Genomic DNA, 25,402 nt, shown 5'->3' on the forward strand with positions numbered 1-25,402 from the left:
GCTTCTTTTCTGTGCAATAAAGCTCGCTCAGCGAACATTTCTGCACAGAAAAGGCACCACGAGTCAGACCGGTGAGCCGGGCGGCGGGCCTGCCGAGGTGAAGTGCGTGTCGGGCGGGTCGACGGCCCAGGCCGCTTCCTGGTCCCAGCGGTCCTCGAAGACGAGTTCGCGCAATGGCCGTCGCCGCACTGGGCCGTGGCGTCCAGCGGGCCGGCCGAGCGGGATGGTCGCATGGATCGCCACGCCCTCGGGAATGCCGAGCAGCTCGCACAGTTCGTCTTCGACATCGTGGTGCCAGCCAGTGATGACGCCGCCGTATCCCAGCGCCCGTGCCGCCAGCAACAGGTTCTGCACGGCTGGAAACACCGAAGCGCCTTCGGTGAACGTGGGCTTCCGGTATCGCACCAGGCACGCCAGGATCACCACTGGCGTCTCGGAGAAGTGATCGACGAAGTGCTGCATGGTGCGGGCCATGCGAGCTTTGGGCGAGTTGTCGGCGGCGCCGGAGCCTTCGGTGTAACCGTCGCCGGAGCGCTTCGAGTTCCAGCCTTCCCGGAAGCACCGGCCCAGCAGCGCTTTCGCTTGGCGCGCAACCGGGCCATCGCGCAGCACGACGAAGCGGAACATCTGCCGGTTGGAGCCGCTGGGTGCTCGGCTCGCGTGCCACAGGATTGACGCCAGGTCCTCGTCGGGGATCGGGTCGGGAAGGTAGCGACGGATGGAGCGGGTGGTCGCCAGGCCTTCCAGCAGCCCGATCGACCCGGGCTCAGCCCCAGTGTCGGACCCGGCAGCCCCAGTGTCAGCCCCAGTGCCAGTCCCAGTGTCCGTCTCAGCTTGACTCATCACCTGTCACCCTGTGTCTCGTTGAGGAAGTCCACCAGTTTGACGATGGCGTTCTCGGTGACAACGCCCGCGATCCGCCCACCGCTGTCGACGACGGGGTACAGCTCGATCTCCGTGTCAGCCATCGCTTCGGTGACTTCGCGCAGTGTCCACGACGGGCGTGCTGGTTCGATGTCGGTCGTCATCACCTCGCCGCACGTGACCGACATCCAGTCATTGCGATCCACATGGCGGGAATCGCTGAGCCGGATAACACCGAGGAAGTTCCGTTCGGGCCCCACCACGACGGCTTCGAGCTGCTTGCGAGGCAGCGCGATGCCCCACACGAAATCAGCCAGCGGAGCGTCGGCACTCACCGTGGGCACATCGGTTGACATCGCTGAGTTGACAGGCATCTCCAGGCGACGCTCGAGGTGCCCCGTGCGGCTGTCCCGCTGGTACCGCGAAACCGAGGAGTTGCCGATGAGCACCTGCGACACGGCCACCGCCACCAAGGCGGGCACGACAAACGCCGGAGCGCCCGTGGATTCAGCCACGAACATCACCGCTGCGAGCGGGGTGCGGTAGCCCGCCGCCAGGAATGCGGCCACGCCGATGAAGGGGAAGAACGCCAGCGATTCGGGACCCAGCTCGATCCAGCCCCCGACCAAGCGCCCGATGATCAACCCGAACACGGCCAACGGGATGAACACGCCGCCCACGCCGCCCGATGCGAGCACCGTCGATGTCGCCAAGACGCGCACCGCCAGCAGTGCTCCGAGCAGCACGAGCGACTGGTCGGGATCGAGCGACCAGCTCACCAGCTGACCCTCGGCGGTCGGGCCCAGCGACAACGGCGCCTCGAACAGGAACTCGCAGAGCACGGCGAGGCCCACCAGGATCCCGCCGCCGCACAATGCCACCAGCCACCAGGGCCGGTCGGACTCCTGAATCCGCTTGGCGGCTCCCAGAATGCGGCAGAACGCTGACGCTGCAAGCCCGCACAGGGCGCCCACGACGGCTGCTCCCAGCAGTTCCTGGCGGCCGAATCCGACCCTCACCATCTCGGTGCCGATTTCGAATGGGCGGTCGTCGAAGCCGGTGACCAGCACGTACACGACGTAGCTGGACGCGCTTGAGAGCAGTGCGGGAAGCAGGGCCCGGCGGCCCAGGTCACTTCTGTAGGGCGCTTCGAGGGCGAACAGCACTCCGGTGGCGGGTGCTTGGAAGATGGCGCTGACGCCCGCCGCAGCGCCGGCCACCAGCAGTGCGTAGCCCTCCCGGTTGCGGAACAGTCGCCGGGCGACGTGTTGTATCGCGCTCCCCGCCTTGGCACCCGCATAGATGGACGGGCCTTCAAGGCCGACTGCGCCTCCGGACCCGATGGTGACGATGCCGGCCGCCAGCCGGAAGGGCAGGTCGCGGAACCGCATCGGATGGTTGCGGTCGTGGAAGGCCCGGATGTACTCCTCCGCGGTGGACGGCGAGAGTCGGCGACCGGCATCGGCCCAGCGCAGCATCAGCACCGCAGCCCACAGTCCGAGCGCCGGTGCCAGCACTCGCTGCCACGGCGGCAGGTGCAGCACCCGTTCGAGCAGCACCTTCTCGCTCAGCACGGCTACGGCGGCCACGATCAAACCGGTGACGACGCCCACGGCGACATACGTCGCGAAGCGGAGCAGCCGGTTTCTCATGCTGCTGCATTTCTAATTCTTTTTGCCACAAGGCGCGTCCAATCGCCAGAGTTCTCCCGGCGATGCAAGCCGGCTCGCGAGCGGGCACACGACCTGCCGGTGACGAAATCACGTGTGCGGAGAGGGTGGGATTCGAACCCACGAACCACCTTGCGGCAGTTACTTCCTTAGCAGGGAAGCGCCTTCAACCGGACTCGGCCACCTCTCCATTCGCAACCAGCCGCTGGGCGGCAGGCGCACCGCAACAAGATAGCCCCGAGCAGAAAGCTTCCGCGATGTCCCCGACGATAAGTTGGCCTGCGGAGGGGTGGCAGAGCGGACGATTGCGACGGTCTTGAAAACCGTTGAGGCGCAAGCCTCCGGGGGTTCGAATCCCCCTCCCTCCGCTCACCGGGATCTCCGACCCTCTCTGAGGTGTCTCGGACCAGGCGGCTGGAAGCCACTACGACCACGGCGACCAGCGGCTCATCGGCGGACGCGAGCGAATAAATCGGGCGACGGAATGCAACGTACGCTTTAGCGTCCGTCGTTCATGGCGAGCGATCGGACTAGGCACCAGAACCGAGACTACGAGCGGCTATTCCGGCAAGCGGAAGACCATGGTTGGCGCATCAAGAAAACCAAGAGACACTTTGCTTTGTACTGTCCGGCTGAGTGCGGCAAGCACATCGTGGCCGTGTCCGCTACGCCGTCAGACCATCGCAGCCTGCGAAATACAAGAGTTCACATGAGGAAGTGCAAGACAACCGAGGGGTGGGGATGAGCGGATCACGCACCGAGGCAACCTGCAAGATCGGCATCGTGCATGAGGACGAAAACGGTGCGAGGCCGTTGACCTACGACGAAGTGTGCACATTCGTGAGCGATCTCATGGAGCACCTGCTCGGCGACGACCGCGTCATTGACCCCGTGGCGTCCGGGGACGCGGATGAAGGTGAGATCGAGATCACGTTCGAGTTGCTGCGTCCAGTAGCGACTTCCGACACTGATGTCGAAGTCTTCGACATCGTTCATGACGCTGGGGCGGCGCTGGGCGCGGAATGGCGCAATCTGTCGGGTGCGGCCGCGGGCCGTCGCACCACGACGTTGACTCGGTCGACGACCATGCTGACACGGCACAGCCAGCAGGTGCAGGACGCTCGCGAATCGGTGCCCGCCTAGCCCGAGTGGGCGTCGAAGAATTTGAGCCTCAGGTTCTCGTACGTCTCTACGAGACCTGGTGCTTGCCCGAGAGTTCGTCTGCGAGTTGCTCGCGGGCGTGATGTGTGTCGAATGGCTCGCGAATGGGCTCATCGGCCACGACAGGTCTCAACGAGTCTCGGCACGGCGCAGTCGGACATCTACAACGCCGTCACGCTCGCCGGAGTCGTCGGCACCGATTGTGAGGCACCTGCCGGGCCCCTCGGCGCCGACATGACAACCGAACAGCAAGCACGCCTCGACACTGCCAGCGCGAGCGGCGCTCCGCAACGAGATTTCTGAGTTGCTGGTTGGTGCAACGGGGTTATGCAAGTTGCAAACAATGTTGCAACTTGCAAAGCACAGTGCAAGAAATCACATCAGCGTAGGCTGACAATATGGCTCGGAAGTCGCGCGGCGCAGGCGGTTCGGTACCGGCGCCGAACCTGTTCACGCCCGGATTCGGTCATGCCCCGCACTTCTTTGTCGGTCGTGACGCCATGCTCACCGATGTCCGAACCGCGCTGCACAGCGGTCCCCGTGACGATCGGATCACCTCGGTCGTTCTCGGCCCACGCGGATCAGGCAAGACGGTGACGCTCGGCATGATCGAGGATGCCGCCGAACGAGACGGCTGGGTGGTGTTCGCGCTGGATGCGAGTACCGCCGGAATCGGGGACCGCATCAGCGACATGATCTTGTGGGGCCAAGAGCAGTACGAGGACTACCCCGATGTCAGCGGTCGCTCCCAGCGCACTGCCGTGAGTTCGCGACTGGGTCCCAGGCTGGCATCGGTGCAGCGTGAAGTAGTGCGCGAGGTGCGTCACGACTGGAGTTTGCGGCGGCAGCTCACGGTGCTGGGGATCCACGCTGCACAGCGGGGGACTGGAGTGCTGCTCAGCCTGGACGAGATGCACGGTGCTCAGCGAGACGAGATGCGGCGCCTCGCGGCCGACCTGCAGCACACCACGAAGCGTGAAGAACTCCCGGTCGCGTTCATCGGCGCCGGATTGTCGGACATGAAGCACACCGTTCTGCGTGACAAGAAGCTGACGTTCTTTCACCGTGGTGGCAAGTTCGACATGCCGCCCCTCACGGTTGCCGACGTGATGCGGTGTCTGAAGCGGACGGTGAGCGATGCCGGCGGCGCGATCGAGACTTCAGCGCTGCGCAGTCTGGCGGAGGCGACTGGTCCGCTGCCGTACCGCATGCAATTGCTCGGCTACCACGCGTGGTTGATTGCTGACGCGCCGCTGTCGCCAATCGACGATCACGCGGCAAGCGAGGCCATCCGTGAGACAGATCGCGTTATGTCCGACCGGGTGTTCCGCCCTACGTGGCACGATCTCAGCGAGCCCGAGCAGACGTTCTTGCACGCAGTTGCTTACCTCGGCGGAACTGCGGAACCCTTGCGCATCGCGCAGCGGACGGGGATGCCCAAGTCCCAGCTAGCTGACATCGAACATCGGCTCGTCAACGTCGGCTGCGTGAACGTGCGCCCAGACGGGAGCGTTGAGTTCGGTGCTGTGATGAATGCCGAGGTCGTCTTGGAAGCGGCGGCCCGCGAAGCTCGTTACGACCTCGGAGATGCGGGTGCGGTCATCTCGCGGACGGGCCGGCGTCTTGCACCCCGTTGTCACTACCTGATGCCCAGGGTCAATGCCAGGTGCATTCGCCGGAAAGGCCACCCCGGTCCGCACCGATCGGCGTAACAGAAATGGGCGCTGATCTGCGCTCACTGAAGCTCACTCCCTCCGCTCGCTAAGTCAGCCAGAACCGCCAAGGCGTCTCAGGGACTTGCGTCCGCAGCCTCCAACGCGGCAGCGAGGAGGTCGGTGAGTCCGATCGATGCTGCTGTGTGGGTCAGTTCGGCAATGTCGAGCGACGCGTGTTGGGCTTGCAGCAGCCCGACCACATCCCGCCATTGACGTTCGGAGACATGCCCTCCGTCGCGGTACCACTCCAGCTTGCGGAGAATCTGCTCGGCCGGCGCCGTGACCCACAGGTGCTGCGGCGGATTGTCGCGGACGATGACGCGTCGACGTCGTTCGAGCTGGAGCGTGTCCAGAAGGCTCTCACCGAGCACGAAGAGGTCCACTTTCAAGCCACTGTCGTCGATGAGGTTGAACGACGTGTGCGCAGCGACCGCGCGTTGCGCTTCCGCGACGGGCACGTAGAACTCGATTTCGAGCGACCCCACGAAGTCCTCGAGTTGGTGGCCTTCCAAGCGGATGGCCATGTCGATGTCGACGGTGCCCCGTGGTTCACCGAACATCGAGCTGGCGAGCGAACCGCCCAGTGCGTAGGGGATGCCGTGATCATCGAGGATGTCCGCCACGCGCATTGCCAGCGCGAAGGGATCGGTCACTGCGGCCAGCGACCGTCGGGACCGAACGCGGCCGTAGCGATCTCGGTGCCGTATCGCCGTTGCGCCAAGAGGTAACGGATGCGGCCCTCGCGGGCGTCGGGTTCATCGCTTCGAATGCCTGCACGGGCTGCGGACTCGATGGCCGATGACATCGAAGCGGCCAGATTCGCTCGCTGCAATGGCGTCATCGATGACCACGTCTGGGTGAGCCGATTCCAGGCTTCCGGCGACGTGTCCGCAGGCCGTATCGCTTCAGGATCGGCCTCATGGGGAGCCAAGCGACCAACTGGGCCATGGTGAGCGTCATCGCTTTGTGCCGCCATGGTCACAAGGTAGGCGAGCGTTGCTCAACGGACGAGGCGACGCAGCGACTTCAGTTGAGGCGCAAGCCTCCGGGGGTTCGAATCCCCCTCCCTCCGCAGAGGTGTTTCAGGCCAAGGGACCGGTCGCTGTCTCTACCGCGGTCACCAGAGCCTCGGCGGCGAGCATCTGCTCGGCTGCGGCGAGTTCGGGCGACAGCCAGCGGTCGGGACCCGGGCCGGGCACCTTGGTCCGCAGCAAGTTGAGCGCCGCGGCGGTTCCCGCCGCGGGCGCCAAGGGCGCTCGCAGTTCGATGCCGCGGGCGGCTGTCACCCATTCGATGGCCAGGATGCGGCGCAGGTTGGCGATGGCCCGGCGCAGCTTGCGAGCCGCGCCCCAGCCCATGGACACGTGGTCTTCCTGCATGGCGGAGGTGGGCAGCGAGTCCACTGCGGCCGGCGCGGCCAGGCGCCGGTTCTCGGCGCACAGGGCGGCAGCGGTGTACTGGCCGATCATCAGGCCGCTGTCCACGCCCGGATCGTCGGCCAGGAAGGGGGGCAAACCAGCCGAACGCTTGGGGTCGAGCAGCCGGTCGATGCGGCGTTCTGCGATGGCGCCGACCTCGGCCGCAGCGATGGCGAGGTAGTCGGCTGCCAGCGCGACCGGCGCTCCGTGGAAGTTGCCGCACGACTCGACGCGGCCATCGGGCAGCACCATCGGATTGTCGATGGCCGAGGCCAGTTCCCGATCGGTCACGGCTGCTGCGAAGTCGAGGGTGTCGCGGGCCGCTCCGTGCACCTGGGGCGTGCACCTGATGGAGTAGGCGTCCTGCACCCGGTCGTCGCCGAAGCGGTGGCTGGCCACGATGGGCGAGCCGGCCAGCAAGGCCCGGAGGTTGGCTGCGCAGGCCTGCTGGCCGGGATGGGGCCGCAGCGCCACCAGGTCGGCGGCGAAGGCCCGATCGGTGGCCAGCAGAGCCTCGACGCTGCAGGCGGCCACGATGTCGGCGACCCTCAGCAGGCCGGCGAGATCGTGGACGGCCAGGCAGAGCATTCCCAGGATCCCGTCGGTGCCGTTGGTAAGGGCCAGGCCCTCCTTCTCAGCGAGGACCAAGGGCTCGATGCCCGCCATCGAAAGGGCCTCGGCCCCGTCAATCGTGCCCCCGTCGTCGGTGAGGACTTCGCCTTCGCCGATCAGCACGAGCGCAGCATGGGCAAGCGGCGCAAGGTCGCCGCTGGCACCCAGTGAGCCGTGTTCGGGCACCGCAGGCACCACGCCCGCGTTGATCAGACGCACCAGCGATTCCGCAACCTGCGGCCTCGACCCTGAGGCCCCGAAGGCGAGCGTCCGGGCCCGCAGAAACATCATGGCCCTGACCACCTCGGGCTCTACCGCCGGGCCCATCCCGGCGGCATGGGAGCGGATCAAGGACTGCTGCAGAGCGGCCCGACGGCTGGCCGGAATGGTGGTGTTGGCGAGGGCGCCGAAGCCGGTGGAGATCCCGTAGACCGGCTCGCCGTCGGCTAGGGCCTCGACGATGCCGCGGGCTGCGGTCATGGCGGATCGGGCGTCGTCGCTGAGGCGAACCTTTGAGCCGTGCCGGGCAACCGCGACGACATCAGAGACAGTGACGCCAGGGCCGTCGAGTACCACCGTCATGCCGAGAATGCCTCGACGGACGAGAGCGCGGCCGATGTGGCGACGGCCGCTTCGGTCACGGCGTCGGCGGCGGTCTGCAGGCGGGTGCCGACGAGCCGCTCCGCCGGACCCAGCACCGACAGAGCCGCTACCGGGCCCTCCAAACCGTGGACTGGCGCGCAGACCGCGGTGACGTCGGACTCGATGGCGCCGGTATTGAAGACGGGCGCGGGGCGGGCACCGCGCCCGAGCGGAGCGGCGAGCAGCGCCGCCCCCACCGCGGTGCCGTCGATGGGAACCGACCGGCCCACCCAGCCGACGTGGCGGATGGCCCGACGGCTCTCGACCGTGGCGATATAGACGGCAGCGTCGCCGTCGCGCACGGCGAGGTATGCGGACTCCTCGGTGGCCTCGACCAATCGTTCGAGCTCTGGCTGGGCTGCCGATCGGAGCCGGGCGTAGGGGCCGGACTGCAACGATGCCAAGGCGGTGCGCACGAACGCCGGACCCACGGAATAGGAAGCGGATCTGTCCTTGACGAGGTAGCCACGGTCGGTCAGAACCCGCAGATGTCGCAGAGCCGTGCTGGCCGGCATGTCCGTCCGGGCGGCTGCCGCAGTCAGGCTGAGTTCGCCGTTGGTAATCACGGCGTCCAGCAGCGACAGCACCCGCTCCGCCGAGCGTGACCTGTGCAGCGGGGCAGCAGTAATTTCAGTGCATGAAATCTCTTGCTGCATATTGACATCATAGGCCGACGTTCGGTAACGTGTGCACACCACACAGCAGCCAGCGCGAGGTCCTCTATGGCAGGCAGCACACAGCACAGCGCCAGCGCCCCTCGGGGCGGAGTGAGAGCTCCCACCGGGACTGCGCTGACGTGCCGGAGCTGGCCCCAAGAAGCCGCCTTCCGGATGCTGCAGAACAATCTCGATCCCGACGTGGCCGAGCGCCCCGACGATCTCGTCGTGTACGGGGGCACCGGTCGGGCGGCGCGGTCGTGGCCCGCTTTTCACGCCATGATCGCGACGCTGACCGATCTGGCCGACGACGAGACCATGCTGGTGCAGTCGGGCAAGCCGGTAGGGGTGGTCCGCACCCACGAGTGGGCGCCCAGGGTGCTGATCGCCAATTCCAACCTTGTCCCGGAGTGGGGCAACTGGGACGAATTCCGCCGGCTGGAGCAGCTCGGCCTGACCATGTTCGGCCAGATGACAGCGGGGTCGTGGATCTACATCGGCACCCAGGGGATCCTGCAGGGCACCTATGAGTGCTTCATGGCCATCGCCCGCAAACGCTTCGGGGGGTCGCTGGCAGGGACCCTCACCGTCACCGCCGGGCTGGGCGGGATGGGCGGTGCTCAGCCGCTGGCCATCACCATGAACGATGGGGTTGCCCTGTGTATCGAGGTCGACCCCGAACGCGCGGCTCGCCGGGTTGAGACCCGCTATCTCGACGTGGTCGCCGACGACTACGCCGATGCGCTGCGCCGATGCTCCGAGGCCGTCAGGGCCCGCCGCCCGCTGTCAGTGGGACTGGTCGGCAACGCGGCCGACGTGATGCCGCGCCTTCTGGCTGACGGCGTCGCTGCCGACATCGTCACCGACCAGACCTCCGCGCACGACCCGCTGGCATATGTTCCCAACGACCTGTCGCCCGAGGCGTCGGACGAGCTGCGGCGCAACCAGCCCGACGAGTTCGTGCGCCGGTCCCGGGCGGCCATGGCCACCCACGTGGAGGCCATGGTGGGTTTCCTCGACGTCGGCGTCGAGGTGTTCGACTATGGCAACAGCCTGCGGGCCGAGGCCGCTCTCGGCGGCTGCGAGCGGGCCTTCGACTATCCGGGCTTCCTTCCTGCCTACATCCGGCCCCTGTTCTGTGAGGGCAAAGGGCCGTTCCGCTGGGTTGCGCTGTCGGGCGACCCGGCCGACATCGCGGCTACGGACCGGGCCGTGCTTGAGGAGTTCCCTGATGACGAGGGTCTCAAGCGATGGATCACCCTGGCTAGCGAGCGGGTCGCGTTCCAGGGCCTGCCGGCCCGGATCTGCTGGCTCGGCTACGGGGAGCGCCACCGGCTGGGGCTGCGGTTCAACGAGATGGTCCGGTCCGGCGAGCTGGCCGCGCCGATCGTCATCGGACGCGACCATCTCGACTCGGGCTCGGTGGCCTCTCCCTACCGCGAGACCGAGGACATGGCAGACGGCAGCGACGCCATCGCCGACTGGCCCCTGCTCAACGCGCTCGTCAACACGTCGTCGGGAGCGTCGTGGGTGAGCATCCACCACGGCGGCGGGGTGGGCATCGGCCGGTCGATCCATGCCGGCCAGGTGAGCGTGGCCGACGGGACCGACCTGGCCGCTCAGAAACTGGAACGGGTGCTGCTCAACGATCCAGGTACCGGCGTGATGCGCCATGCCGACGCCGGTTACGACAGGGCTTGGGAAGTGGCCGCCGAGCGCGGCGTTCAGATACCGGCCGCTCCGGCGGCCGCGCAGTAGGCCCGGGCGGTGAAGGCAGGGACATGACCGTCCGCGACATTCTCTCCATCGGCCATCCGGCGCTGCGGAGGGCGGCTGCGGTCGTCCCGCAGTCGGAGATCGCCAGCGAGCGAACCCAGGGCATCGTCGACGACCTCATCGACACCATGCGCCACGCCAACGGGGCAGGCCTGGCCGCCAACCAGATCGGCGAGACGGCCCGGATTGTCGTCATCGAAGTGAACGAGAACCCCCGCTACCCCTACAAGCCGCCCATTGAGTTGACCGTCGCCATCAACCCGGAGCTCGAGGTGCGCGACGACGAGACCGTGGTCATCAACGAGGGCTGCCTCTCGGTGCCGCTGCGGGGCGACGTGGTCCGCTCGGTCAATCTCGGGGTCCGCTACTTCGACCGTGAAGGCACCGAACACTGCACCCAAGCACGGGGCCTGACCGCGGGAACCTGGCAGCACGAGTGCGACCACCTCGACGGTGTCCTGATCACCGACCGGGCCGACCCGTCCACCCTGTGCACCTGGGATGAGTTTGAACGGCACCACCGCGACGCGTTCATCGAGCGCATCTCCCGGTTCAACGAGCGGGTCGGGGAATGACCGCTCAGTACTGGTGCGAGCTGGCCTGGCTCGGTGGGTCCGGGGCCGCAGAGGGCGTGGTGATCACCATCGACGGGGATCGCATCACCGAGGTCCGTGCCGGTGTGCCGGCCTGCCCCCCCGAAGCCGTGCCACTGGCGGGCCTGACCCTGCCGGCGCTGGCCAACGCGCACAGTCACGCCTTCCACCGAGCCCTGCGGGGCCGAACCCACGCAGGGCGCGGCAACTTCTGGACGTGGCGCGACCTGATGTACCGGGTGGCGGCCCGGCTCGACCCCGACTGCTACTACCGGCTGGCCCGAGCGGTGTTCGCGGAGATGGCTCTGGCCGGCATCGGCATCGTCGGCGAGTTCCACTATGTCCATCACCGACCCGGCGGGGGCAACTATGACGACCCTGACGCCATGGGCGCAGCCGTGGTGGCCGCGGCCCGCGACGCCGGCATCCGCCTGACCCTGCTCGACACGCTGTATCTCCATGGCGGGCTCGACCCCGCGCACGACGGCGGCTACGAGCCGCTGGCGCCCGAGCAGGCCCGGTTCAGCGACGGCAGCGCCGACCGGTGGGCCGATCGGATCGAGGGCCTGGCCTCGACGGTGTCGGGACCGATGGTGAGGGTCGGCGCGGCGGTGCACTCGGTGAGGGCTGTCGATCCGCCGTCCATCAAGGTGGCCGCGGACTGGGCCAAAGAGCGCGGCGCCCCGCTGCACTTCCACGCCTCCGAGCAGCCGGCGGAGAACCAGCAGTGCCTCGGCGTCCACGGCCTGACTCCCATAGACGTGATCGCTCAGGCCGAAGGTTTGGGCCCGGGCACGACCCTGGTGCACGCCACCCATGCCGACGGGCGAGACCAGGCGATGATCGGCGCGGCCGGCGCGTACTGCTGCCTGTGCCCGTCGACCGAGCGGGATCTAGCCGACGGCACTGGACCTAGCGTCGGCTTGGCCCGAGCAGGGGCCGGACTATGCCTGGGCTCGGACTCCCACGCCACCGTCGACATCCTCTCCGAGGCACGCATGGTCGAGCTTGACCAGAGGGCCGCCACCAACGACCGCGGCGTGTTCGATGTGGATGTCCTGGCCTCGATGGCCACCTCCGGCGGCTACCGATCGCTCGGCTGGCCCGAAGGCGGCACGCTGGAGGCGGGCGCGCTGGCCGACTTCGCAACGGTGGGGCTCAATTCGGTGCGCATGGCCGGAGCTGATGCTGAGACCGCGCTGGCCGCGACGATCTTCGCGGCCACCAGTGCCGATGTGCACCACCTGGTCGTGGGCGGCAGGACCGTCGTGCGTGACGGCCGGCACACGACCGTCGCCGTCGCCACCGATCTGGCTTCGGCCATCACGGAGGTCACCGCGCCATGACCCTGGTCATCGACAACATCTCCGAGCTGATCACCAACGACCCCGAGTTGGGCGACGGACCGCTGGGCGTGGTGACCGATGCGTCGGTGGTCATCGACGGCGACACGGTGCTGGCGGTGGGTCCGTCGGGGGCTGTCGCCGATGAACGCCTCGACGTCAGCGGCCGGTGCGTGCTGCCCGGATTCGTCGACTCCCACACCCACCTGGTGTTCGCGGGCGACCGGGCCGAGGAGTTCACCCGGCGGATGGCGGGCGAGCCCTACGACGGGGGTGGGATCCGGGTCACCACTGACGCCACGCGCAACGCTGGTCGCGATGCGCTGAGAGCCTCGCTCGGCCAGCGGCTGGTCGAGGTGCACCGGGCCGGCACCACCACGGTGGAGATCAAGACCGGATACGGGCTGTCGGTGGATTCTGAGACCGAGCTGGCCTCACTGGCCGCCGAAGCCAGCCCCGAGGCCACGTTCTTGGGCGCCCACCTGCTGCCCAGCGAGTACCAGGGGCGGGCCGACGAGTACGTCGATCTGGTGTGCGGGCCGATGCTGGACGCGGTCGCGGACCGCGTCCGCTGGATCGACGTGTTCTGCGAGACCGGCGCGTTCAACGCCGAACAGTCCCGGGCCGTACTCGAGGCGGGTCGGGCCGCCGGGCTGGGCCTGCGTCTGCATGCCAACCAGCTCGGCCACGGGCCGGGCGTACAGCTCGGCGTCGAGATGGGCTGCTCGTCGGTGGACCACTGCACCTACCTCTCCGACGATGACATCGAGGCCCTGGCCGCCAGCGACACCGTCGCCACGTTCCTGCCGGCCACCGACTTCTCCACTCGCCAGCCCTATCCGGACGCCCGGCGGGCCATCGACGCCGGGGTCAAGGTGGCGATCGCTTCGAACTGCAACCCGGGCTCGAGCTACACCACATCGGTGTCGTTCTGCATCGCCATGGCCGTGCGCGACATGGGCATGACGATCGACGAGGCCATCGCCGCGGTGACGGTCGGAGGGGCAACAGCGTTGGGCCGGATCGACGTCGGGCGGCTCACCACCGGCGGTCCGGCCCACATAACCGTTCTCGACGCGCCAAGCCGCCACCACCTCGCCTACCGGCCCGGCGTCCCATTGATCTGGCGGACCCTGGGAGCCGACTACCGACTCCCCACCGCCGACGACCAGAATTGATCCCCGAGTACAAGAGGAAAAGACATGACCAATACCGTTCCCAACCCCACTGTGCCTAACCCCACTGGGCACAACCAGTGGTATCCGTTCGCCAACCGGCCCCTACCGCCAGAGGTGGACGGGCAAGCGGTCAACCCGGCCGTCATCCCGGTGTTCGACGCAGTGACCTTGCCGCGCCATGCTCGGTTTGTGGTGGTCGGCGCGGGCGTGCACGGGCTGTCGAGCGCCTACCACCTGGCCATGTACCTCGAGCGCACCGGCAAGGGCTCGGGCAGTGAGGTTGTGCTGATCGACAAGCAGGGCCCGGGCGCTGGCGCTACCGGGCTGGCCTGCGGCTGCATTCGCAACATGTACATGACCGAGCCTCTGCACGCCATCTTGCGAGCCAGCGTGGAGGTGTGGGAGTCCGACCCCGTGAACCTCGGCTTCCAGCAGGTCGGCTACGTGTCAGTGGGCGAGTCGAACCAGACCGAGGACTACCTCAAGCTCCAGGCGTCGCAGAAGGCCAGTGGATACCCCTCCGACGTCCACACCGGTGCGGAGGCCCGCGCCTTCCTCACTAACCTGTGGCCCGACTTCAAGACCGAGAACTGCGACGTGGTGCTTCACGAGCACCGCTCCGGGTACGCCGGCACCCACATGGCAGTGTGGGGCCTGGACCAGAAGTGCCGACAGTGGGGCGTGCAGCGGGTGTACGGCGCCACCGTGACCGGCTACCAGCTCGACGCCTCAGGCTCGGTCACCGCGGTGGACACCGACCAGGGGTCGATCACCTGCGAGCAGGTCGTGGTGGGCGCGGGAGCGTGGACGCCGCAGCACTGGGAGTGGCTAGGCGGCCCTTCGCACCTCGACGTGCTGTACCCCGACGGCCATGTCGACACCCAGATGGACATGTGGACCTACTGGCGACTGCTGGAGGGCGAGGTCCTGCTGCCCCCCGGCGTTGACTTCCGCACCGCACAGCACAAAGACTCGCCGGTGTTGCACGTCGAGCTCATGAACACGCCGGTGTATTCCGACGACGGCAGGTTCCTCAAGGACCACTTCTACTCCTACGTGCGTTATGCCGCGGAGCGGGTGGGCGCGCCCGGCCTGCAGGGCGGGACGATCCCGATCAAGATTGGGCCGAGGGCGGCAGTGGAGCCCTACGGTCACCTGAACGACGAACACCAGGCCGAGGAATGGTTCGCCGACTACTACTGCGCGACGTTGGGCATGCTGTTCAAGCGCCTGGAGAACTTGCGGCCGCTGTTCAAGGAGCGCCGTAATGGCGGCATCGGCGCATTCACCCCCGACAACGTGCCGGTGTTCGACTACGTGGCCGACAACGCCTGGGTGATTGCCGACTCCAACCACGGGTTCAAGATGATCGGTGTGGGCAAGCTGACCGCCCAGATGATGGTGCACGGCGACAAGCCCGAAGAACTCAAGCCGTTCACGCTCGACCGCTACCGCACCGGCGGCACCTTCGGCGACCGCAATTCCAACTGCCCCTGGGTGTAGGTCGCCGCCGGCCTCTAGTAGTTCTCCCAACCCGCCGGCGACGCTGGCGTGGCTCAGGTCATCATCTTTCGCAGCTGGCCGAGCCAGGCCACCGCATTGGCCCATGCCTCGTCGCTGACCACAGAACGGTTGCTCGTGGAATCCTTGGCTGCGGGATACGAACCGAGGAACTTGACGTCGCGCTGTTTCATCTTGAGCGCCCGCAGGCAATCGCCGATGGCGTAATCGCAGAGATGGCCTTCGAAGTCCACCAGAAAGCAGTAGGCGCCGATCCCGCCGCCGGCCGGGCGCGAGTGCAGGCTGGTGAGATCGATGCGTCTCGACTCGAACTCCATGAGGATGTTCATCAGGCTGCCGGGTTCATTGTGATGCTGGAACACCACGATGCTCGTCTTGTCGTTGCCCGTGGGTGGTGGGATTTCACCCTTGCCGACCAGCATGAATCGAGTCTGATTGTGGGGATTGTCGTGCACAGACGGTGCCACGATCTCCAATTCGTAAAGGTCGGCGGCCGCCCGGCTCGCGATCGCCGCCACACCGGCTCGTTCCTCGACGCGGATGTCGCGCGCAGCAAGAGCAGTCGAGGCGGTTTCTTCGATCTGCGCCTCAGGCAGGTGACGGTCTAAGAACTTCTGGCACTGCGCGAGAGCGACTGGGAACGACTTCACGGTGTGGATCCCAGACAGATCGTCTGCTGTGGCGGTGCCAGGCAGTGCCATCAGGTCAAGCTGAACATCCACCACCACTTCGCGTTGGATGAGAAAGTCGAAATCGAACGCCAGAGCGTCCTGCGCGATGTTGACGCTGCCCTCGATGGCGTTCTCGATCGGGATGAATCCGAAGTCCACCGAGCCGGTTTCGAGGGCGTCGAGGACGTGCGGGATCGACATCAGCGGTACCAACGCCGCTCGTACGAGGTCGCTTTGGGTTTGGAGGGCGCTCTCGGTAAAGGTGCCGGGTGGACCCATGTAGCCGATGCGCGTCGAAGGCAGCAGGGTCGTGGCGCCCGTTGAAGAACCGGCTGTAGCCATCGAGGCAGGATACGCATCGCGCCACGGGCAACGGACCCCTCGCTGCAGCGGGTAGAACGGCAGCCGATGGACGCACAACAGCTCGCCGATCTGCTGGCAGACGTGCGTGACGGAACGCTGCCGCCCGACGAGGCGCTGAGTCGCCTGCGGCGGCTGCCCTATGCAGACGTCGCCGGGGCGCGCATCGACCATCATCGATCACTGCGGACCGGCCATCCCGAGGCCGTCTATGGGCCGGGAAAGTCGCCCACCCAGTGCGCCCGGATCGTGGCGGAGATGCTCAGCGGGGGATCCGGCCCCGTGCTGCTGACGCGTGCGCAGCCACAGCAGGTGACCGCCGCGCTGGCGGCATGTCCCGGAGGGACGGTGCACCGGCCGGCCGATCGAGGGCCAGATTCTGCTGACAGCGAGGCGTTGGCGACGGTGGTGTGGCGTGCGGCGAACGTGCGCAGCGAGCAGGTGGTGGTGGCCTCGGCCGGCACGGCAGACGGCCCGGTGGCACACGAGGCGGCGGCAGTGCTCGGTGCTTTCGGCGTCTGCGCGACGCCCCGCGCCGACATCGGTCTGGCCGGCATGCACCGCTTCCTTGCCGAGATCGACACCTTGGCGGCGGCTGACGTGGTCATCGTCGTGGCAGGCATGGAGGGAGCGCTGGCCACCGCAGTCGCAGGTGTAACGCCTGCACCGGTCATCGCGGTGCCGACCAGTGCCGGCTACGGCGCCGCTCTCGAAGGTGTGACCGCGCTGCTGGCCATGCATGCGTCGTGTGCTGCGGGCATCACCGTGGTGGGCATCGACAACGGCTTCGGTGCCGCCATGGCTGCGATGCGCATCTTGGATCTGGCCGCCCGCTCCCACGGCGGATCCGAGTGATGCACGACAACCCGTCGCCCAGCCCGCCGATTGCCGAGGCGCGTGAGCCGGCAAACGTCGAGGCCATCCCTGCCGACAGCACTGGATCGTCCGCGTCGGGAGGCATGGTGGCGTGGTTCGACCCGGTCTCGGGCATTGCGGGCGACATGGCACTTGGCGCATTGCTCGATGCGGGCGCTGACCTGGGGTATGTGGTTGCCCAACTGCAGACGCTGGGCCTCGACGGCTGGAAGCTGGACACCGAACGGGTCAGGCGGAACGAGCTCGCCGCAACCCGGGCAATCGTCGACGCTCCCGAGGGGCATCACCAGCGTCGCTGGCGCGATATCCGGGCGTTGCTGACCGCAGCACCGCTCGCCGCGCGCGTCCGGCAGCGGGCACTGGCGGTGTTCGGGGCGCTGGCCGAAGCCGAAGGCCAGGTCCACGGCATGGCGGCCGAAGAAGTGCATTTCCACGAAGTCGGGGCCCTCGACGCCATCGTGGACATCGTCGGTGTGTGCGCGGCCCTCGAATCGCTCGCAGTGGACTCGGTGCGCTGCGGCCCGGTCGCGGTGGGCAAGGGCACGATCAACGCAGCCCACGGAGTGCTGCCGAACCCACCGCCCGCGGTGGTGAACCTGTTGGCAGGACACCCGATCGTCGGCGTCGACATCGACATCGAGCTCACTACGCCCACCGGTGCCGCCATCGTTGCCGCATTGGCTGAGCACTTCGGGCCAGCACCGGCTATGACACTCGCCAGCGCCGGCTTCGGAGCAGGCACCAGGGACCTGCCTGGGCGCCCCAACGTCACCGGCGTGCTGATCGGCGCCGAGATCGGGGCCGTAGCCGATCAGATTGCACCACATCTGGGCGCTGCCATGGGGGCCCTCGAGGGAGCCGACGCCACCGAAGCGCTGGTCGAGTTGGCTGCCAACCTCGACGACGTCTCGGGCGAAGTGCTGGGTCATGCGCTGGACGAACTGCTGACCGCCGGCGCGCTCGACGCCTGGGCCGCCCCGATCGTGATGAAGAAGGGTCGTCCCGCGCACACGCTGATGGCGCTGTGCCGACCCGACGACGTGACCCGTCTGGCCGATCTCATCGCACGGCTTACTGGCACGCTGGGGCTCCGCGCGCGCCCGGTGGTGCGCACAGCGCTCGAACGGCACACATCGACCGTGCACGTCTCCGGGCACGCCGTCAGCGTCAAGCATGGCCCTCACCGCAGCAAGCCGGAGTGGTCTGACGTGGTCGCCGCTGCATCCGCCATTGGCCGCGCGCCAGCCGAAGTCGCCCGGGCGGCTGGATTGCTGGCCGCTGCTGATCCGCCCGACCGTGACGACCCCCCGGCCTGAGGGGAAACCTCTTGAAGCCCCATAGGTGCCGCCTTCTACACTGTCTGGACGCCACCGGGCAATCCGGCCCGCTTCCGGCGAGGACCAGCGCTTGTAGCTCAATTGGATAGAGCATCTGATTACGGATCAGAAGGTTGGGGGTTCGAGTCCCTCCAAGCGCGCTGAGGGGCATGGCAGTTGCGGAGCCCTGGGCGCATCACAATGAGGGGCTGTGACGGTTCGGGTCAACGTCGAGCCAGCGCTCTACGCGTGGGCGTCCGAACGCTCGCGACTCGGCGTTGAGGAACTCCTGCACAAGTTTCCAAAGCTGAGGCAGTGGGAGTCGGGCGAGCACACGCCCACGCTGAAACAACTCGAGAGCTTCGCCCGAGCAACACGCACCCCAGTCGGCTATTTCTTTCTTCCTGAACCGCCTGTCGAAGAAGTCCCGATCCCCGATTTCCGTACGATTGGCGACGAACAAGTTGCTCGCCCGAGTCCGAACCTGCTCGACACGATCTTCGAGTGCCAGCAGCGCCAAGATTGGTTTCGCGAATATGCCCTCGGTCTCGGGCTTGAGCCGATCCCTCACGTCGGCTCGCTGACGGTCGCGACACCGGTAGGACATGCCGCCTCTGTGATGTCAGAGGCGCTCACGTTTTCTGTGGGCCAGCGAGGCTCGAATTGGTCTGACGCCTTCACCTACTTGCGAGATCAAGCCGAGGAAGTAGGAATCTTGGTGATGGTTAGCGGTGTGGTTGGCAGCAATACACACCGCAAGCTGGATCCGCAAGAATTCAGAGGATTCGCCCTTGTCGATCCGATAGCGCCTTTGGTGTTCGTAAACGGCGCAGACACGAAGGCTGCGCAGATCTTCACCCTTGCGCATGAGCTGGCGCACATCTGGCTAGGCGAGACAGGACTCTCGGACGCTGACTTAGGCAGCGCACCGTCGATCGCAGCTGAACGCTGGTGCAACGAAGTCGCGGCGGAACTTCTGGTGCCAATTGAGGCGCTTCGAACTGAATTCGCTCCTGCTGCAGACCTCACCGCCGAGCTCAACCGTCTCGCTCGGCGGTTCAAGGCGAGCACACTCGTCTTGCTTCGCCGTGTGCACGAAGCTGGCTTCCTCGCCTGGGATGACTACAGGAAGGCGTACCGAGCTGAGCTTGCCCGTGTGATGGGGCTGATCGTCGGAGCCGGCGACGGTGGGAACTTCTACAACACACAACCGGTACGGGTGTCCAAACTCTTCGCGCGGTCCGTCATCGCCAGCACTCTTGAGGGCCAGACGCTTCACACCGACGCATTCCGGATGCTCGGCTTCAAGAAGATCTCGACCTTCCATGAATTGAGCGAACGGCTCGGAATCACGTGACGACGTATCTGCTGGACGCGAACGTCTTCATCCAGGCGAAGAACCTCCACTACGGATTCGAGTTCTGCCCAGCCTTCTGGAAATGGATCGATCATGCGAACGCAACGGGGATCGTGTTCAGCATTGAGCGGGTAGGTGATGAAATCCGAGCTGGCGACGACGAGTTGGCCGCGTGGGCAAACGACAGACCAGAGTTGTTTCTGGCACCGGACTCAGCAATGATTCCGAGTCTTTCGATCGTGAGTTCTTGGGCCAGTCGGGCTGGCTATGAGCAAGTGGGACCCGCCACGTTCTTCCAGGTCGCCGACTACTACCTCGTCGCCCATGCTCATGCGCACGGTTATGTCGTCGTCACCCACGAAATCTTTGGCCGGTCCCCTAAGAAGATCAAGATCCCGAATGCCTGCATAGGTGTAGGAGTCAAATCCATCACGCCGTACGAAATGTTGCGCAACGAGCGCGCGCGCTTCGTCCTCGGGCCATCGTCGTAGGGAGCATGACGATGCAGCGCAGAATCGCAATTGTCGGCGGCGGCATGTCGGGGCTGGGAGCCGCGTGGGCCTTGCACCACCACCCGGACCGATTTGATTTCCGGCTGTTCGAAGCCAACGAACAGATCGGCGGCAACGCAGTCACGGCCGATATGCCGCAATCCGACGGCACCTCGGTCCCGTTCGACATCTCCGTCACCGCGTGCATCCCGTCGGTGTACGACCACGTCGTGCTGTTGATGGAGCGTTTCGGCATCGATCTCGTGGACACAAAGTTCAACTACAGCGTGAGATACCGCGGCGGCATCTACGCCCACGACTTCGACTCCGACATCAGGGATCAGCTGCAGCCCGAGATCGCGAAGTTCCAGCGCCTGCTGAAGCGCCTGCATTCATTCGGTCGCCTGACCCGCGCGAGGTCGAAGTTCGCGAACGCGCTCAACCCGTTCAACTACATCAGCATGCGGACCATGCTGAACATGGGCGGGTTCTCGGCCGACTTCAGGTACAAGATCCTCAAGCCGATGTTCGTCAACTTCCTGATGGCGACGAACGTGTTCGACATGCCGGCAGCGCTCTTCGCCAGGTATCTCGAGTTCTTCGACATCGAGACGGCGACGCCCATGCAGACCTGGGACCAGGGAACGCGGCGCATCTACGAGAACCTGTCGGCGGACTTCGGCGACAAGATCTACTTGAACCGGCCGGTGCGCAAGGTGTACCGGCAGCCGTCCGGCGTCGAGGTCGAGGACGAGACCGGTGCCCGCGAGACCTTCGACGAGGTGATCTTCGCCTGCAATGCGAACCAGACGCTGATGATGCTGGACAAGCCCACGATGCTCGAGCGCTACCTGCTGTCATCGATTCGCTACGAGAGCGAGCTCCACAACCATGTGGTGGTGCATTCAGACTCGGCCGTGCTGCCCGACGACGAGGTCGAAGTGCTGCGTACACGCAGCAACCACATCGTCCAGTACGGCGCCAGACCGGACAACTACGAGATCACCTACATCATGGGTAACCAGCAGCCGTGGGCCCAGGAATCCGAGCGGCCCTGCCTGGTGACGTACAACCCGATCACCCCCATCGATGACGAGAAGATCGTCAAGCGCTGGTGGTTCCAGCACATCGTGCACGACGTCCGCCATGTGACACTGCTCGTCCCGCTGTTCCGTTTCATCCAGGGCAAGCGGCGGAGCTGGTACTGCGGTGCCCACACGCTGGTCAACAGCCAGGAGACCTGCTTCGTGACCGGGCTCGCCGCTGCAACTCAGATCGGTGCGGACTACCCGTTCGATGAGCCCACCGCACGGCAGGCGTTCAACTACTACGGCGGCATCCTTCACGGCACCCGTTTCCGCAAGGCGCGTGCCTAGCTGGCGAGGCAGGTGAGACTGGGCTGGGCAGCCGCATACCAACGTGCTCGGGAACGAAGCGGAGACGCTTTGGGCGAGACGTGGCCGCCGACGCGCCTGCGCCGCACAGCTTCCTAGCCTCAAGGGATGGATCCGGTGCCAAGTGGCTGGGACTTCTGGGTCGACCGTGGGGGCACGTTCACCGACGTCGTGGCCCGCCGTCCCGACGGAAGCCTGGTCACGCACAAGCTGCTGAGCGAGGATCCGCGCCGCTACGACGACGCTGCCACCACTGCCATAGCCGACCTGCTCGGCGTGCCGCGGGGCGAACCGCTGCCGCCCGAGCGGATCAGGTCCGTGAAGATGGGCACCACGGTCGCCACCAATGCGCTGCTGCAACGGCGTGGCGTGCCGACGCTGTTCGTGACAACCGCAGGGTTCGGCGACGTGCTGCGCATCGGGTACCAGACCCGTCCGCACCTGTTCAAGCTCGACATCGTCCTGCCCGAGATGCTCTACGCCGAGGTGCTCGAAGTCGCCGAGCGCATGGCTGCCGACGGCGCGGTGCTGCGAGAGCTGGACCTGCCCGCTGCCGTCGCTGGCATGGCTGCGGCCCGCGAACGCGGAATGGAAGCCGTCGCGATCGTGCTGGTGCACGGCTACCGCTATCCCGACCACGAAGCGGCCTTGGCCGCCGCGGCCCGCGAGATCGGCTTCGAGCAGGTCTCGGTCAGTCACGAGGTGGACCCGCTCGTCAAGATCGTTCCCCGAGGCGACACCACCGTTGCGGACGCCTACCTGTCCCCGATCCTGCGCAGCTACGTCGACGCTGTGGCGTCGAGAATTGGAAACAGCGACGCTGTGGCGTCGTCGGAGGGTCCGCAGCTGCAGTTCATGCAGTCGAACGGCGGGCTGGCCGATGCCCGGCGATTCACCGGCCGCGATGCGCTGCTGTCGGGACCAGCCGGCGGTGTCGTGGGCATGGCGCGCACCGCTGGGGCGGCTGGCTTCTCCCAGCTCATCGGCTTCGACATGGGTGGCACGTCAACCGACGTCTCGCACTTCGCCGGCGAGTTCGAGCGGGCTAACGAGACCGAGGTGGCGGGCATCCGCGTGCGCACTCCCATCATCGACATGCACACGGTGGCGGCCGGAGGCGGGTCGTTGCTCACCTTCGACGGCAGCCGCTTGCGTGTCGGTCCCGAATCGGCCGGCGCCGATCCCGGACCGGCGAGCTACGGCAACGGCGGACCGCTGGCCCTCACCGACGCCAACGTCACCCTGGGCGTGATCCGGCCCGAGTTCTTCCCGCGGCTGTTCGGTCCCGATGGGACTCAGCCGCTCGATGTCACTGCTGCCGCCGACGGCATTGCCGAGTTGGCCGCTTCGATCGCGCAGGCCACCGGCGTGCAGCGCAGCGCTGCCGAGGTGGCCTTCGGGTACGGCGAGATCGCGGCGGAGAACATGTCCAACGCGATCCGCATGATCAGCACCGAGCGGGGCCACGACATCACCGCCTACACGCTGGTCTGCTTCGGCGGTGCCGGCGGCCAGCACGCCTGCCGGGTGGCAGACCGGCTCGGGATCATCACGATCTTCATCCATCCCCACGCGGGCGTGCTGTCCGCGCTCGGCATCGGGCTGGCTGACGTCACCGAGTTGCGCGCTGAGCCGATCGAGGCCCCGCTGGACAGCGAGCTCATCGGCGCGCTGCAGCGGCGGCTCGCCGCAGCCAGCCCGACCGCAGTCGAGGCCGTGGCCGCTGCGGGGGTGTCGCAGGACCGCATCGAGGTGGCCGGGCGGCTGGCTGTTCGCTACCGCGGTTCTGACACGACGCTCGAAGTGCCTCTGGGCTCAGCCGACGAGGTAGCGAGCGAATTCGCAGCAGCACACCGGTCGAGGTTCGGGTTCAGCCCACCAGATCAGGCGTTGGTGGTTGACGCACTGCACATCGAGGCCCGCGGCCAGGCCGTCGACCCGCCGCCGGCGACTCCGCCCGAGGGTGACCGTGAGGCGCTGCTGGCCACGCACACCACCTACATGAGCGCCGAAGCCCCGCCGGGCTGCGCGCAGTACGACACACCCTTCTGGGACCGCACCGCGCTGGCACCCGGAGCCGTCATGGCTGGCCCTGCGGTCATCGTCGAGCCGAACGCCACCACCGTGATCGAACCGGGCTGGCAGGGCACGATCACCGACCGCGGTGATCTCGTGCTCGAACGTGTTGTGGCTCGACCGTCACGGGTCGCGATCGGCACCAGCGTCGATCCGGTGCAGCTCGAGATCTTCAACAACCTGTTCATGAACATCGCCGAGCAGATGGGCGTGGTGCTCGAGCACACCGCGGTGTCGGTGAACATCAAGGAGCGGCGCGACTTCAGCTGCGCGCTGTTCGACACCGCCGGGCAGCTCGTGGCCAACGCGCCGCACCTGCCGGTGCACCTGGGCTCGATGGGCGAGTCCATCCGCACGGTCATCACCCAGAACCCGACGATGTCGCCCGGTGACGTGTATGTGCTGAACAACCCGTACAACGGCGGCACCCACCTGCCCGACGTGACCGTCGTGCGGCCCGTCTTCGATGCTTCCGGCACGGATCGGATCTTCTACGTGGCCTCCCGCGGCCACCATGCCGACATCGGCGGTTGCGTGCCCGGTTCGGCGCCGGCCGACTCCACCACCATCGACGAGGAAGGCATCGTCCTCGACAACCTCCGGATCGTGGCCGGGGGCCGCTTCCTCGAAACCAAGGTCCGCGATGTGCTCGCCAGCGGCCCGTGGCCAGCGCGCAACCCCGACCAGAACATCGCCGACCTGCGGGCCCAGATCGCCGCGTGCGAGCGCGGCGCCGCCGAGCTGAGCCGCATCGTCGACTACTACGGGCTCGAGGTCGTGCACGCCTATATGAGCCACGTCGCCGACAACGCCGAAGAGATGGTGCGGAGGGTGATCGACGTCCTCGGCAATAGCAACTATCGGGGCAGTTACCGGCTCGAACTTGACGACGGCAGCGTCATCTGCGTTCGCATCTCGGTGGATCGCTCGGCGCGGGGCGCTCTTGTCGACTTCACCGGCACCAGCGATCAGCACCCGGGCAACTTCAACGCACCGGTGGCGGTCTGCCGCTCGGCGGTGCTGTACGTGTTCCGCTGCATGGTCGACGACGCCATCCCGCTGAATGCGGGCTGCCTGCGGCCCCTGGAACTTCTGGTGCCCGATCCTTCGATGCTGTCGCCGCACCCGCCGGCGGCGGTCATCGCCGGCAACGTGGAGACGTCCCAGCAGATCACCGATGCGCTGTTCGGCGCCCTCGGCGTGGTGGCGGCGTCGCAGGGCACGATGAACAACTTCATCTGGGGCAATGCGCAGCACCAGTACTACGAGACGATCTGCGGCGGAGCGGGGGCCACTGCGCGCCGGCCCGGCGCCGATGCGGTGCATACGCACATGACCAACACCCGTCTCACTGACCCTGAGATCCTCGAGCAGCGCCACCCGGTGCTGCTGGAGCGGTTTGAGGTGCGGCGAGGCTCGGGCGGAGCTGGGGCGAACCGGGGCGGCGACGGCGTGATACGCCGGCTGCGCTTCGGCGAGGCAATGACGGTGAACCTGCTCAGCTCGCGCCGGCGGATCCAGCCATTCGGTGTCGCCGGCGGCCGGCCCGGCGCCCTCGGCCGGAATCTGCTGGAACGAGCTGATGGCGCCGTGACCGAGCTGGCTGGATGCGCCCGCGTCGAAGTGGACGCGGGCGATGTCATGGAGATCCACACACCGGGCGGCGGGGGCTACGGCCCACCCCCGCCTGGGAGCACACGCTGACAAATGCA

The 25,402-nt window shown here is 66.9% G+C and carries 21 protein-coding genes and 3 tRNA genes; 16 read left to right on the plus strand and 8 right to left on the minus strand.

What is annotated here, in order from left to right; genetic code table 11:
- Nucleotides 1-63: 63 nt before the first annotated feature.
- The 3 genes from ACOOHB_RS15455 to ACOOHB_RS15465 form a co-directional block, all read right to left on the minus strand.
- On the minus strand, nt 64-843 hold the full coding sequence (locus ACOOHB_RS15455) for a nitroreductase family protein (RefSeq protein ID WP_420445704.1): 780 nt from the start codon (nt 841-843) through the stop codon (nt 64-66).
- On the minus strand, nt 843-2,516 hold the full coding sequence (locus ACOOHB_RS15460) for a chloride channel protein (protein WP_420445705.1): 1,674 nt from the start codon (nt 2,514-2,516) through the stop codon (nt 843-845). The genes ACOOHB_RS15455 and ACOOHB_RS15460 overlap by 1 nt, the downstream gene beginning before the upstream one ends.
- A 117-nt stretch (nt 2,517-2,633) precedes the next feature.
- Nucleotides 2,634-2,724: transfer RNA gene (locus tag ACOOHB_RS15465), tRNA-Ser, on the minus strand.
- A gap of 93 nt (nt 2,725-2,817) precedes the next feature.
- On the opposite strand from ACOOHB_RS15465, the gene ACOOHB_RS15470 reads away from it, so the two are divergent.
- From ACOOHB_RS15470 to ACOOHB_RS15485, 4 genes are all read left to right on the plus strand, one after another.
- Nucleotides 2,818-2,902 (plus strand) — tRNA-Ser (locus ACOOHB_RS15470).
- 373 nt (nt 2,903-3,275) lie between these two features.
- Nucleotides 3,276-3,677, plus strand: coding sequence for a hypothetical protein (locus tag ACOOHB_RS15475; RefSeq protein WP_420445706.1), 402 nt, complete (start codon nt 3,276-3,278; stop codon nt 3,675-3,677).
- Nucleotides 3,678-3,788: 111 nt separating this feature from the next.
- A complete protein-coding gene (locus ACOOHB_RS15480) occupies nt 3,789-3,998 on the plus strand; it encodes a hypothetical protein (RefSeq protein ID WP_420445707.1) in 210 nt (69 codons plus the stop codon).
- A gap of 95 nt (nt 3,999-4,093) precedes the next feature.
- Nucleotides 4,094-5,407: an ATP-binding protein gene (locus ACOOHB_RS15485; RefSeq protein ID WP_420445708.1), complete on the plus strand. Its 1,314-nt coding sequence runs from the start codon at nt 4,094-4,096 to the stop codon at nt 5,405-5,407.
- Between the two features lie 77 nt (nt 5,408-5,484).
- On the opposite strand, the gene ACOOHB_RS15490 is transcribed toward ACOOHB_RS15485, so the two are convergent.
- The 4 genes from ACOOHB_RS15490 to ACOOHB_RS15505 all read right to left on the minus strand — a co-directional run bounded on the left by ACOOHB_RS15490 (nt 5,485) and on the right by ACOOHB_RS15505 (nt 8,738).
- A complete protein-coding gene (locus ACOOHB_RS15490) occupies nt 5,485-6,063 on the minus strand; it encodes a hypothetical protein (protein WP_420445709.1) in 579 nt (192 codons plus the stop codon).
- Complete coding sequence (locus tag ACOOHB_RS15495) at nt 6,060-6,386, minus strand: hypothetical protein (RefSeq protein ID WP_420445710.1); 327 nt, start codon at nt 6,384-6,386, stop codon at nt 6,060-6,062. The genes ACOOHB_RS15490 and ACOOHB_RS15495 overlap by 4 nt, the downstream gene beginning before the upstream one ends.
- A gap of 106 nt (nt 6,387-6,492) precedes the next feature.
- Nucleotides 6,493-8,022 (minus strand): histidine ammonia-lyase, encoded by a 1,530-nt coding sequence (gene hutH, locus ACOOHB_RS15500; RefSeq protein WP_420445711.1) that lies wholly within the window; start codon nt 8,020-8,022, stop codon nt 6,493-6,495.
- Nucleotides 8,019-8,738 carry an IclR family transcriptional regulator gene (locus ACOOHB_RS15505; protein WP_420445712.1) on the minus strand — a complete coding sequence of 240 codons (720 nt, stop codon included), beginning with the start codon at nt 8,736-8,738 and terminating at the stop codon, nt 8,019-8,021. The genes hutH and ACOOHB_RS15505 overlap by 4 nt, the downstream gene beginning before the upstream one ends.
- 66 nt (nt 8,739-8,804) lie before the next feature.
- Here ACOOHB_RS15505 and hutU point away from each other — a divergent pair, with 66 nt between their 5' ends.
- Genes hutU through ACOOHB_RS15530 form a run of 5 tightly spaced genes read left to right on the plus strand, consistent with a single transcriptional unit; the run spans nt 8,805 to nt 15,131 of the window.
- Complete coding sequence (hutU, locus tag ACOOHB_RS15510; protein WP_420445713.1) at nt 8,805-10,496, plus strand: urocanate hydratase; 1,692 nt, start codon at nt 8,805-8,807, stop codon at nt 10,494-10,496.
- A 23-nt stretch (nt 10,497-10,519) separates the two neighbouring features.
- Nucleotides 10,520-11,089 (plus strand): peptide deformylase, encoded by a 570-nt coding sequence (gene def / locus ACOOHB_RS15515; protein WP_420445714.1) that lies wholly within the window; start codon nt 10,520-10,522, stop codon nt 11,087-11,089.
- Nucleotides 11,086-12,453, plus strand: a complete 1,368-nt coding sequence (locus ACOOHB_RS15520) for a formimidoylglutamate deiminase (protein ID WP_420445715.1) — start codon at nt 11,086-11,088, stop codon at nt 12,451-12,453. The genes def and ACOOHB_RS15520 overlap by 4 nt, the downstream gene beginning before the upstream one ends.
- The gene (gene hutI / locus ACOOHB_RS15525; RefSeq protein ID WP_420445716.1) at nt 12,450-13,628 is read left to right on the plus strand and encodes an imidazolonepropionase; all 1,179 of its coding nucleotides are present in this window, start codon (nt 12,450-12,452) and stop codon (nt 13,626-13,628) included. The genes ACOOHB_RS15520 and hutI overlap by 4 nt, the downstream gene beginning before the upstream one ends.
- A 24-nt stretch (nt 13,629-13,652) precedes the next feature.
- The gene (locus tag ACOOHB_RS15530; protein WP_420445717.1) at nt 13,653-15,131 is read left to right on the plus strand and encodes an NAD(P)/FAD-dependent oxidoreductase; all 1,479 of its coding nucleotides are present in this window, start codon (nt 13,653-13,655) and stop codon (nt 15,129-15,131) included.
- Nucleotides 15,132-15,184: 53 nt separating this feature from the next.
- Here the strand turns inward: ACOOHB_RS15530 and pheA are convergent, their stop codons facing one another.
- Nucleotides 15,185-16,162: a prephenate dehydratase gene (gene pheA, locus ACOOHB_RS15535; protein WP_420445718.1), complete on the minus strand. Its 978-nt coding sequence runs from the start codon at nt 16,160-16,162 to the stop codon at nt 15,185-15,187.
- A 66-nt stretch (nt 16,163-16,228) separates the two neighbouring features.
- Here pheA and larB point away from each other — a divergent pair, with 66 nt between their 5' ends.
- The 7 genes from larB to ACOOHB_RS15570 all read left to right on the plus strand — a co-directional run bounded on the left by larB (nt 16,229) and on the right by ACOOHB_RS15570 (nt 25,394).
- Entirely contained in the window at nt 16,229-17,035 is an 807-nt protein-coding gene (gene larB / locus ACOOHB_RS15540; protein ID WP_420445719.1) for a nickel pincer cofactor biosynthesis protein LarB, read from the plus strand.
- Nucleotides 17,035-18,372, plus strand: a complete 1,338-nt coding sequence (gene larC / locus ACOOHB_RS15545; protein ID WP_420445720.1) for a nickel pincer cofactor biosynthesis protein LarC — start codon at nt 17,035-17,037, stop codon at nt 18,370-18,372. Before larB ends, larC begins: the two co-directional genes overlap by 1 nt.
- 87 nt (nt 18,373-18,459) lie before the next feature.
- Nucleotides 18,460-18,533 (plus strand) — tRNA-Arg (locus tag ACOOHB_RS15550).
- 50 nt (nt 18,534-18,583) lie between these two features.
- Entirely contained in the window at nt 18,584-19,729 is a 1,146-nt protein-coding gene (locus tag ACOOHB_RS15555; RefSeq protein WP_420445721.1) for an ImmA/IrrE family metallo-endopeptidase, read from the plus strand.
- Nucleotides 19,726-20,220 (plus strand): DUF4411 family protein, encoded by a 495-nt coding sequence (locus tag ACOOHB_RS15560; RefSeq protein WP_420445722.1) that lies wholly within the window; start codon nt 19,726-19,728, stop codon nt 20,218-20,220. Before ACOOHB_RS15555 ends, ACOOHB_RS15560 begins: the two co-directional genes overlap by 4 nt.
- An 11-nt stretch (nt 20,221-20,231) precedes the next feature.
- A complete protein-coding gene (locus ACOOHB_RS15565) occupies nt 20,232-21,596 on the plus strand; it encodes an FAD-dependent oxidoreductase (protein ID WP_420445723.1) in 1,365 nt (454 codons plus the stop codon).
- A gap of 126 nt (nt 21,597-21,722) precedes the next feature.
- Nucleotides 21,723-25,394, plus strand: coding sequence for a hydantoinase B/oxoprolinase family protein (locus ACOOHB_RS15570; protein ID WP_420445724.1), 3,672 nt, complete (start codon nt 21,723-21,725; stop codon nt 25,392-25,394).
- The last annotated feature ends 8 nt before the right edge of the window (nt 25,395-25,402 follow it).

The organism is Candidatus Poriferisodalis sp. (assembly GCF_965215815.1).
Taxonomy (GTDB): Bacteria; Actinomycetota; Acidimicrobiia; order Acidimicrobiales; family Poriferisodalaceae; genus Poriferisodalis.